8 protein-coding genes are annotated in these 10,790 nt (G+C 72.8%); 3 read left to right on the top strand and 5 right to left on the bottom strand.

The window, feature by feature from the left end:
• Positions 1 to 64: 64 nt before the first annotated feature.
• Positions 65 to 982: a PorA family protein gene (locus ACYVID_RS11250; protein WP_460737024.1), complete on the top strand. Its 918-nt coding sequence runs from the start codon at positions 65 to 67 to the stop codon at positions 980 to 982.
• An 85-nt stretch (positions 983 to 1,067) separates the two neighbouring features.
• On the opposite strand, the gene ACYVID_RS11245 is transcribed toward ACYVID_RS11250, so the two are convergent.
• Together ACYVID_RS11245 and ACYVID_RS11240 are read right to left on the bottom strand one after the other, a co-directional pair.
• The gene (locus tag ACYVID_RS11245; protein ID WP_460737022.1) at positions 1,068 to 1,916 is read right to left on the bottom strand and encodes a class I SAM-dependent methyltransferase; all 849 of its coding nucleotides are present in this window, start codon (positions 1,914 to 1,916) and stop codon (positions 1,068 to 1,070) included.
• Entirely contained in the window at positions 1,913 to 2,710 is a 798-nt protein-coding gene (locus ACYVID_RS11240) for a hypothetical protein (protein ID WP_460737020.1), read from the bottom strand. Before ACYVID_RS11240 ends, ACYVID_RS11245 begins: the two co-directional genes overlap by 4 nt.
• Positions 2,711 to 2,757: 47 nt before the next feature.
• On the opposite strand from ACYVID_RS11240, the gene ACYVID_RS11235 reads away from it, so the two are divergent.
• Positions 2,758 to 3,708, top strand: a complete 951-nt coding sequence (locus tag ACYVID_RS11235) for a phosphotransferase family protein (RefSeq protein ID WP_460737018.1) — start codon at positions 2,758 to 2,760, stop codon at positions 3,706 to 3,708.
• Positions 3,709 to 3,852: 144 nt separating this feature from the next.
• On the opposite strand, the gene ACYVID_RS11230 is transcribed toward ACYVID_RS11235, so the two are convergent.
• The gene (locus ACYVID_RS11230; RefSeq protein ID WP_460737016.1) at positions 3,853 to 6,396 is read right to left on the bottom strand and encodes a hypothetical protein; all 2,544 of its coding nucleotides are present in this window, start codon (positions 6,394 to 6,396) and stop codon (positions 3,853 to 3,855) included.
• A 423-nt stretch (positions 6,397 to 6,819) separates the two neighbouring features.
• On the opposite strand from ACYVID_RS11230, the gene rpsA reads away from it, so the two are divergent.
• Positions 6,820 to 8,286, top strand: a complete 1,467-nt coding sequence (gene rpsA / locus ACYVID_RS11225; RefSeq protein ID WP_460737014.1) for a 30S ribosomal protein S1 — start codon at positions 6,820 to 6,822, stop codon at positions 8,284 to 8,286.
• A 103-nt stretch (positions 8,287 to 8,389) separates the two neighbouring features.
• Here the strand turns inward: rpsA and ACYVID_RS11220 are convergent, their stop codons facing one another.
• Positions 8,390 to 9,649, bottom strand: a complete 1,260-nt coding sequence (locus ACYVID_RS11220) for a class I adenylate-forming enzyme family protein (protein WP_460737013.1) — start codon at positions 9,647 to 9,649, stop codon at positions 8,390 to 8,392.
• Complete coding sequence (locus ACYVID_RS11215; protein ID WP_460737011.1) at positions 9,646 to 10,746, bottom strand: DNA glycosylase AlkZ-like family protein; 1,101 nt, start codon at positions 10,744 to 10,746, stop codon at positions 9,646 to 9,648. Before ACYVID_RS11215 ends, ACYVID_RS11220 begins: the two co-directional genes overlap by 4 nt.
• Positions 10,747 to 10,790 lie beyond the last annotated feature (44 nt).

Genomic DNA, 10,790 nt, shown 5'->3' with positions numbered 1-10,790 from the left:
AGTAGCGTGGAACAGATGCGTGTCCGTCCTCGGGGAGGGGACGGACTTCTCTGGGGAGGGAATTGTGCGTAGCTGGATCGGCCGTGTCTGCATCGGCCTTGGAGGGTTCCTCGTCGTCGCCGGGTTGCTCGGTCTCGTCTGGGCCCCGGGTGTCGTGGAGCGCACGCCGCTCGACGTCAACACCACGACCTACCTCGACGGTGAGGCGGGCAAGATCGACCTGGAGACCCAGGAGCTCGTCCGCAACCCGATCTACGCGATCAGCGTGACGAAGACCGACAGCGAGGTCTCCACCGACGACACCGTCGCGTGGGTCTCCTCCAGCTGCGTGATGATCGACCGTGGCGGCGAGCGCATCTGCGAGGACGGCTCCGCGGACATGATCACCGCCGGTGTCGACGTCTTCGCCACCGACCGCCACACCGGTCTGGCCGTCAACGAGGGGATCGACCTCCCGGCCGACGCCACCCCGCACGAGGGCCTGGTCAACAAGTGGCCCTTCGACGCCCAGCAGGAGACCTACCCCTACTGGGACGGCACCCTGGGCCGCGCCGTCGACGCCGAGTTCGACCGCGTCGACGAGGTCGACGGCATCGAGGTCTACGTCTACTCCGTCACCGTGACCCGCAACGCCGCCGAGGTGGCTGCGGACACCAACGGCTTCTACTCCACCTCCAAGGAGATCTGGGTCGAGCCGATGACCGGCGCGATCCTCAACCAGACCGAGAACCAGCAGCGCTGGCTCCAGGACGGCACGCCCGTCCTCGACCTGCAGCTCGCCTTCACCGACGACCAGGTCCTCGAGTCCGCGGCGGACGCACGCGACAACATGTCGCTGCTGACGCTGGTCACCTCCACGATCCCGCTCGTCGGGCTCATCGGCGGCCCGATCCTCCTCGTGGTCGGCCTGGTCCTGGTGCGCCGCCGCGGGCAGGCTCCCGCCGCGCACCACCCGCGGGAGATGGCCGCCGCCGGTCGCTGACCCGCACGCCACGCCTCACCGGGGCCGCACCTGTCGTACGACGGGTGCGGCCCCGGTCGCGTGCGGGCCCGTGTCCGGGCTTGCCTCAGGCGTCGAGGTCGCAGCCGAAGACGGCCGTGCCCGGGCCGATCCGGCCCCGGGTGCCCGACCAGCCGCCCCAGACCCGCTCGTGCCCCTCGGGCCACTGCGGCTCCAGCAGGTCGGTGATCCGGAAACCGTGCCCGGCCAGCACCGCGACCCAGTCGCCGAGCGTGCGGTGGTGCTCCACGTAGGACACCCGTCCGGTGGCCTCGTCGACCTCGACGTACGGCGTGCGGTCCCAGTAGTCCTGCGAGGCGACCAGGCCCTCGGGGCCGGGGTCGTCGGGGAACATCCACCGCGTCGGGTGGGTGATGGAGAAGGCGAAGCGGCCGCCGGGCCGCAGCACCCGCGCCACCTCCGCGACCGCGTCGTCGAGGTCGGCGACGAACTGCAGCGCCCCGAACGCGGAGAACACCGCGTCGAAGGAGCCGTCGCGGAACGGGAGCGCCGTCGCCGTGGCGCGCACCGACGGCACCGGCACGCCGGTGGCCTCGTCGAGGCGGCGGGAGTGCTGCAGCTGGCGGTGCGAGAGGTCCAGGCCCATCCCGCGACCGCCGCGGGAGCGGACCCAGCGCGAGCACTGCCCGGCCCCGGAGCCGACCTCGAGCACGTCCCGGTCGCGCACGTCGCCGAGGATCCCCGCGGCCTCCTCGGTGAGGCCCTCGGGACCCCAGACGAAGCCGTCGTCCCCGAGGAACTCCCCGTGCGTGGCCTGGTAGTCGTCGGCGTACCGGTCCCAGTCCGGGCCGTTGGCGGCGCGGGACTCCGCCTCGTCGACGGCCCGCCGCTCCACCCGCACCGGCGGCAGCGGCGGGTGGTCGCGGGAGTCCGGGGTGACGGGCGGCAGGCTCACGCCTGGGATCCGGCCGGCGCCGGCAGCGCCGTGCGCCTGCGGTTGAGCGGCAACCGGCCGGCGAGGTCGCCCAGCGGTCCGACCGCCTTGTGCAGCGCGTCAGCCGAGGAGGAGAGCGTGGGCACGATCTGGGTGAGCTCGGCCAACCGCGGCTGGATCGCCTCCAAGGTGTCGCCGAGGGCCACCAGCTGGTCCAGGGTCCCGCCGTCGGCGAGCAGCCGCTCCACGAACCCGTCGTCCTCCAGCATCCGGTCGGCCAGGCCGCCGGGGCGCAGCACCAGCTCGAGCAGCCCGCCGGGCTGGGTGAGCCGGTCCACGGGACCACCGGCCTTCAGCAGCTGCTCGAGCACGCCCTCCTCGGCCACGACCCGGTCCAGCGCGCCGCCCTCGCCGAGCAGCCGGTCCAGCGGTCCGTCCTCGGAGAGCAGCCGGTCGAGCACGCCGTCGCGCGCCAGCAGCCGGGTCAGCGGACCGTCCTCCGCCAGCAGCCGGTCGAGCACCCCGTCCCGCGAGAGCATCCGGCCCAGCGGCCGGTCCGGCGCGGTGAGCTCGTTCACCACCGTGGCCAGCCGCATCGGGCCGTCCTCGTCGGTGAGCAGGTCCACCAGCTGCTCGGCGTACCCGCGCTCGCCGATGACCCGCAGCACCAGGTCGGCGTAGCCGCCCGGGCGACGGATCGGTCCGTCCGGGGCCACGAGGTTCCCGAGCTGCAGGGTGGTCTGGGTGGCGGCGACAGTGAGTCGCCACGGCAGCAGAGCGGCGTCGACGAGCGCGGCGGCAGGGGGACGGGCCATGGGGAGCACGCTACGTGCCGGGCGGATCGGATGGCAGAGTCCTGCGCATGTCGGACCACGCCGCGGACCACCCGTCGGAGACGGCCCTCGGCCTGCACCTGGAGCCGCTGGAGGGCGGCTGGTCGGGCCGGACCTTCCTCGGGACGGTGGCGGGGGAGCGCACCGTGGTGCGGGTCTACCCGCCCGAGGACGGTGACGCGCCGGCCCGGGACGCGGCAGTGCTGCGCCTGGGCCGGGCCGTGCTGAGCGGTTGCGCGCCCGTGCCGGAGGTCCTCGAGACCCGCGCGGGCGACCCGGACGGCGGCGCGCCGGGGCTGCTGCTGACCCAGCACCTGCCCGGCGAGCGCGGCGACCTGCTGCTGCCGCGGCTCGATGAGCACGGGCTCGCCGCGGCGGGTCGGGCGCTGGGGGAGGTGGTGGCGCGCTTGGCCGGCGCGGTACAGCCGCGCGCCGGGCGGTTCGTCGACGAGCAGCTGACCCTCGCGTCCTGGGGGCCGCCGTGGGACGCCGGGTCCCTCGTCGACCTCGTCGCGGAGCTGGTCCCGCGCCTCGACCTGGTGGCCGCGGACCGCGATGCGGTGCTCGGGCTCGCCGACGACGCCGACGACGTGCTGCAGGACGCAGCGCGGGAGGGGCCGGGCGCCGTGCTGGTGCACGGTGACCTCAACCCCAAGAACCTCCTGCTGGTCACCACCGGTGACGACCAGGTCGTGGTGACCGGTGTCCTCGACTGGGAGTTCGCTCACGCCGGGTCGTCGTGGGCCGACCTCGGGAACCTGCTGCGCGAGCAGCGCTCCCCGGCGTACGTCGAGGCGGTGCTGGACACCGTCGCCGCGCGTCGCGGCGTGCCGGCGGAACTCGCGCTGGACCTGGCCCGGGCAGCCGACCTCGTGGCGGTGGTCGAGCTGGCCACCCGGCGAGGGAGCAACCCGGTGAGCGACGCCGCCCACGAGCGGCTGCTGCTCATGGCCCGGGCCCGCGACCTGCACGCCTGCTGAGGGCCGCTGGCTCGCCCACGGGACCAGCCGCAGGCACGGGGAGACCCCAGACTCCCCCCGGGCCACAGGTGGCCCGGGGGGAGCCCCGCCCCGCCATGGTGCGGTCTGGGTTCCCTCCCCGGTGGGGTGCGCCTCAGTCCCGGATCAGGGGTTGCCCGGGGTGCTGCGCGGGTCGAGCGGGTCGCTGCCGGCCTTGATCTCCTTGCCGTCGCTCGCCCCGCCCTGGTCGGTGTCCTTCTGGCAGGGGTCGGTGCCGAATCGCTTGATCTCCTGGCGGTCGGTGAGCCCGTCGCGGTCGGAGTCCTTGCGCTTGGGGTTGGTCGGGCAGCGGTCGTAGCGCTTGTTGGCGCTGCCCTTGATCTCGACCTTGTCCGAGAGGCCGTCGCGGTCGGTGTCCTTGCGCAACGGGTCGGTCCGGTGGCGCTTGACCTCGCGGCCGTCCTTGAGGCCGTCGTCGTCGGTGTCGCGGTCCAGCGGGTCGGTCCCGGTCCCGTTGACCTCGCGACCGTCGCCCAGCCCGTCGTTGTCGCTGTCGACGTCGAGCGGGTCGGTCCCGGTCCCGTTGACCTCGCGGCCGTCCTGGAGCCCGTCCCCGTCGGTGTCGGCCACGAGCGGGTCGGTGCCGGTGTCACGGATCTCCTCGGCGTCGGTGAGCCCGTCCCCGTCGGTGTCGGTGTCGTTGGGGTCGGTCGGCTCGTTGCCGAACCCGTCGTTCTCCGAGCCCGACGTCTCCTCGCCGTCGGTGAGGCCGTCGTCGTCGGAGTCGGGATCGGTGAGGTCGGTCGGCTCGTTCCCGAAGCCGTCGTTGGCGCCACCGGAGAACTCGTCGCCGTTGCTGAGCCCGTCACCGTCGGCATCACCGGTCGGGTCGAGGTCGTCGTCCCCGACGTCGTTGGGGTCGGTGGCCGGTGTCGCGTCGACCTCGGCGCCGTCCTGCACGCCGCCGTTGTCGGTGTCGGCGTCGTTGGGGTCGGTGGGTGCGTTGGCGAAGGCGTCGTTCTCCGAACCGGAGGTCTCCTGGCCGTCGGTGAGGCCGTCGTTGTCGGAGTCGGCGTCACGCGGGTCGGTGGGGTCGTTGCCGAACGCGTCGTTCTGCGAGCCGGAGACCTCTTGAAGGTTGGTCAGGCCGTCGCCGTCGGGGTCCTCGGCGGCGTCGTTGGTGCCGTCACCGTCGGTGTCGGGATCGTTGGGGTCGGTGCCGGTGAGGTCGATCTCCTCGCTGTCGGTGAGCCCGTCGCCATCGGAGTCCGCGACGGTCGGGTCGGTGGGGTCGTTGCCGAAGGCGTCGTTCTGCGACCCGGAGACCTCCTGAAGGTTGGTCAGACCGTCCCCGTCGGGGTCCTCGGCGGCGTCGCTGGTGCCGTCGTTGTCGGTGTCGGGATCGTTGGGGTCGGTGCCGGTGAGGTCGATCTCCTGGCCGTCGGTGAGCCCGTCGCCATCGGAGTCCGCGACGGTCGGGTCGGTCGGTGCGTTGCCGAAGGCATCGTTCTGCGACCCGGAGACCTCCTCCAGGTTGGTCAGACCGTCCCCGTCCGCGTCCTCCTGGCCGTCGCGGACGCCGTCACCGTCGGAGTCCGGGTTGTTCGGGTCGGTGCCGATCACCGTCTCCTGCGCGTCGGTGAGGCCGTCGCCGTCGGTGTCGGAGTTGGCGGCAGCGGGGCAGATCACGCCACCCGCGGGAGCGAGCGCCCGGGCGTGCAGCGGGGCCAGGGCGAGATCGAGGTCGACGAGCGGAGCGCCGACGATGGGGGTGACGTCGAGCTCGATGCGCAGCAGCGACTGCAGGTCCACCTCGCCGACCGCACCTGCGGACTGGTCGTCGGGTGCGAACGCCGTGACCCTCAGGCTCACGTTCACCCCGGGGATGGTGACCGGCACGGTCACCGGAATGTCGTTGATCTCGACCGGGATGACCGTTCCCCCGACCTCGACCGTCACGGTGGGGGAGTTCACGACTGTCGAGGTGCCCGTGGTCCCGTCGGACCGGGCCTCGACGACCAGGTCACCGGCGACCTTGACCACGGCTGCGCCACCGAGCAGGGCCACGTCGCCCACGGTCGTCTCCACCCGGGAGACGAGGTCGGTGCCGCTGAGGAACGTGGTGGTGCGGGTGTCGGAGGCCCCCACCGCGGCCACGGCGCCGACTTCCGGCGCGGTGGCCAGGGTCAGGCCGGCGAGCGTGACGAGGGAGTCGCTGAACGTGCGCCGGGCGCTGACCAGCGTCGGGCAGCTGCTGTCGTCGACGTACTGCGCCAGGGTGTCGGCGGTGATGACCCCGACATCGGCGACCGGCGACAACGGGACGTCGGCCAGGGTCGCCTGCGGGGGATCCTCCGGCGGCGGGGCCGTGGCCACCTGCTCGCCGACGGGAATGGTCGCCCCGTTGAAGAGGAGGTCGGCGTGCAGGTTCGCGCCCTCGGCCGTGGCGTCGTCGGTGGTGCGGGTGCTGTCGACATCCGCGCGGCTGTGGGCGATCTGCGCAGCGGCGAGGCTCCCCGCCCCGGCGATCTGGGCGTCCAGGTCCACGAGGTCGCTGTGCGCGAACGCGGAGTAGGGCGCCGGCAGGGTCGCGGCGTGGGCGGGGGCGGCGAGGGGGACGCCGGCCAGCGTGTAGAGCACTGCGGTGGACAGGCCCAGGCCGGCGGCCAGGGCCCTCCTCCGCTGACGGGGGGTCGGGGATGGGATCACGAGACTTCTCCTGGGTGGGTGGCGGGACAGCGCGTCCGGCTCCGTGGCGGTTCCGGGTGCGGAAGGGGCCATGGGGCGGCGGCGGGACACGAGGTCGGGTCCGTGTGCCCGGGTGAGGGAGCGGATCGAGGTCGCATCGCCTGCGCCGTACCCTATGGGTAAAGACGGATGCACGGCGACCGAGCTGGTCCAGACCAGTCGGCTCCCACCGTACTGGGGGTGCTGGTTGGACTCCCCGCGCGCGAGCGGCGTACGCTGACGGTTGCGCCAGTGGTCTGCCTGCGTCCCGTACGGAGCGGACCAGGCTCGGCCTCGGTGGTCGGCGTCGTCCTCGCGGACGCAGCCCTCACCACCGTCACGTCCGGACCGGACCCTCGCGCGTGCCCGCACGACTTCTGCCCACCCCAAGGAACCACTTCCTCTATGACTACCCTCTCTGCTCTTCCCGACTACGACGCGCCCCAGGTGGCGATCAACGACATCGGGTCGGAAGAGGACTTCCTCGCCGCGATCGACGCGACGATCAAGTACTTCAACGACGGCGACATCGTCGACGGCACCATCGTCAAGGTGGACCGCGACGAGGTCCTCCTCGACATCGGCTACAAGACCGAGGGCGTCATCCCCTCGCGCGAGCTGTCGATCAAGCACGACGTCGACCCGCACGAGGTCGTCGCGGTCGGCGACAAGGTCGAGGCCCTGGTCCTCCAGAAGGAGGACAAGGAGGGTCGTCTGATCCTGTCCAAGAAGCGCGCCCAGTACGAGCGCGCCTGGGGCACGATCGAGCAGGTCAAGGAGGAGGACGGCGTCGTCGAGGGCACCGTCATCGAGGTCGTCAAGGGCGGCCTGATCCTCGACATCGGTCTGCGCGGCTTCCTGCCCGCCTCGCTCGTGGAGATGCGTCGCGTCCGCGACCTGCAGCCCTACGTCGGGCAGACGCTCGAGGCGAAGATCATCGAGCTCGACAAGAACCGCAACAACGTGGTCCTGTCGCGTCGCGCCTGGCTCGAGCAGACCCAGTCCGAGGTCCGCCACGGCTTCCTCACCCAGCTCCAGAAGGGCCAGATCCGCAAGGGTGTCGTGTCCTCGATCGTCAACTTCGGTGCCTTCGTGGACCTCGGTGGCGTCGACGGCCTCGTGCACGTCTCGGAGCTGTCCTGGAAGCACATCGACCACCCGTCCGAGGTCGTCGCCGTGGGCGACGAGGTCACCGTCGAGGTCCTCGACGTGGACATGGACCGCGAGCGCGTCTCCCTGTCGCTGAAGGCGACCCAGGAGGACCCGTGGCAGCACTTCGCCCGCACCCACCAGATCGGCCAGATCGTGCCGGGCAAGGTCACCAAGCTGGTGCCCTTCGGCTCGTTCGTGCGCGTCGAGGAGGGCATCGAGGGCCTCGTGCACATCTCCGAGCTGGCCGAGCGCCACGTGGAGATCCCCGAGCAGGTCGTCCAGGTCAACGACGACGTCATGGTCAAGATCATCGACATCGACCTCGAGCGTCGCCGGATCTCGCTGTCGCTGAAGCAGGCCAACGACACCGCTGCGGCCGCCGACGTGGAGGAGTTCGACCCGACCCTCTACGGCATGACCGCGACGTACGACGAGCAGGGCAACTACGTCTACCCCGAGGGCTTCGACCCGGAGACCGGCGAGTGGCTCGAGGGCTACGACGAGCAGCGTGCGAAGTGGGAGGCGGACTACGCCAAGGCCCACGCCCGCTGGGAGGCCCACGTCAAGCAGAAGCAGGAGGCCGCCCAGGCCGAGGTCGAGGCCGGCGAGGCCACCTCGTACTCCTCCGGTGGTGCCGAGACCGAGACCACCGACGGTGGCTCGCTCGCCTCGGACGAGGCCCTGCAGGCGCTGCGCGAGAAGCTCACCGGCGGTCAGTGACCACCACCGTGAGCAGCTAGCTCCACAGCACGACATCCACACGAGGGCCCGCCAGGTCAGACCTGGCGGGCCCTCGTGCGTCCCGAGGTGGACCCAGCCCGGTTCAGGGCGTGCGCTCGGCGAGCACGTCGCGGCGCACCTTGCCCGTCAGCGTGCGGGGCAGGTCGTCGAGGAACGTCCACGTCTTGGGGCGCTTGGGCGGGGCGAGGCGCTCGCGGCACCAGGCGGCCAGCTCCTCGGCGGGTGCGGTGCCGACCACCGCGGCACACACCCGCTGGCCCCACTCCGGGTCCGGTACGCCGTAGACCGCGACGTCCACGACACCCGGGTGCTCCCGCAGCACTTGCTCGACCTCGAGCGGGTAGACGTTGACCCCGCCGCTGATGACCAGGTCCTCGCGGCGGCCGTCGAGGAAGAGGTAGCCCTCCTCGTCGAGCCGACCCAGGTCGCCCACGGTGAAGGCGGCCCCCTGCGGGGTGGTGCGCCAGGCCGCGGCGGTCTTCTCCGGTGCGCGGTAGTAGGTGAAGCGCGCGTGCTCGGGCACCACGCACCAGATCAGCCCGTCGGGATCGGTGCTCAGCACCCGACCCGGGCGCGCCCGCCCGACGGTGCCGGGCCGCTCGAGCCACTCCTCGGAGCGGCAGGCGGTGAACTGTCCCTCGGTCGAGCCGTAGAACTCCCAGGTGCTCCCCGAGGGGAAGGTGGCGACCAGCCGCCGCTTCACGTCGCCGGGGCACGGGGCCCCCGCGTGCGCGAGCAGCCGGAACGACGACAGGTCGGGGGCGCCGACCTCGTCCCAGTGCGCGAAGAGCCGCTGCAGGTGGGTCGGCACGCAGAACGCCGTGGTCGGGTGCTCCCGCTCGATCGCCGTCGTCACGACGCCCGGGTCGAACGGGCCGGGCAGCACGATCCGCCCGCCCGCCAGCAGCGTCCCCATCGCGAACCGCAGCGGCGCCGAGTGGTAGAGCGGGCTCAGCACGAGGTTCACGTCGTCGGGTGCGAAGCCCCACAGCTCGCGCTCCTCGTCGACCAGGGCGCGGGCGGCGGTGGGGGACAGCAGCCCGCTCCACACTCCCTTCGGGGTGCCTGTCGTGCCGCTGGTGCAGTGCATCGGTCGTGCGCGCGGGAGCCAGTCGGTGACCGGTCCGGACGGGCGGTGCGCGGCCAGCAGGTCGTCGAGGACGGACTCCTCGGTCACGACCAGCGTCGGGTCGAGCCCGTCGAGGATCCGCTCCCGCTCGTGCGTCGTCAGGCGCGGGTCCAGCGGGATCGGCACGATCCCGCGCGCGAGCAGGGCCAGCACCGCCTCGACGTACGTCGGCGAGGGAGCGACCAGCAGCGCGACCCGATCGCCCTCCCTCACGTCCGCACCCCCGGCATGAGCAGCGCCTCGACGCCGAGCCACGTGGCCAGGCCGTCGATCTCCGCGTGCACCGCGGCCCGCACGTCGTCGGCCCACGGCGGCCCGTCCGGCCCGCCCAGCGGGTCCTCGTGCACCGCGTCGACCCGCAGCACCCCCTCACCGGGCTCGGCGGTGCAGTCGACCTTGCCGACCAGGTCGTGGCCGTGCAGGACGGGCAGCGCCCAGTAGCCGAACCGTCGCTGGTCGACCGGCTTGTACTGCTCGAGCTGGTAGTCGAAGTCGAACAGCGCGGCCATCCGCGCCCGGTCGAGCACCAACCGGTCCAGCGGGGAGAGGAGCACGGTGCGCGTGCACGCGCCTGCTCCGACGTACGACGGGTCGACCCGCCAGGTGCCGCGCACGCCCTCGATCCGGGCCGGTTCCCCGGCGTCACCTGCCTGCTTGCCCCGGTCGATCCCGAGCGAGCGCAGCCGCAGCCGGCGCAGCTCGGCCGTCGCCTCCTCGATCGGCGGCACCGGGTCGTCGGGGAGGACCCGCTCGGCCAGGTCCCACAGCCGGTGCTGGCCCTCGCGGCCGACGACGACCACCTCGCCGCGCGCGGCCATGATGTCGAGCAGCTTGAGCACCGACTTGTCGTTGGTCCACCCCGAGGACTTCCACGGCCGGACGATCGCGTTCGGCAGCTCGGGCGCGACCGACGGCCCCTCCTGGCGCAGCGTCTCCAGGATCTCGCGCCGGCACTCGTCGTTGTCCTCGACCCAGCCCGCCACGTCCGCGTGCCAGGGCCGGTCCCCGGCGCCGGGCCAACCGGCCATGACCGCCCGGTGCAGCGGCACCTGCGACAGCGGCGTCGCCATGCCGCCGATCTCCACCAGCTCGCCCGCGGTGAGCGCGTCGTCGAGGTCGCTGCGCTCGTACGTCGCGCCGAGGCGGCTCCACAGCACCAGGTGCGCCGACGGCACGACGACCTTCGTCGGGTCCAGCTGCAGCAGCGTGAGGTGCTCGACGACCTCGAGCACGTCGCTCGGCCGCGGCTCGGCCAGCAGCTGGGCGCGGACCGCGATGCGCCGCGCCTGCTCCCGGGTCAGCTCGTGCACGGGGCGATCGTCGCAGACGTCCGGGTGTACGCCGGCGGGGGAGC

This window comes from Nocardioides ginkgobilobae, assembly GCF_054781275.1.
Note: the sequence above shows the minus strand (reverse complement) of the source record. Positions and strands in the feature narration are given on the sequence as shown.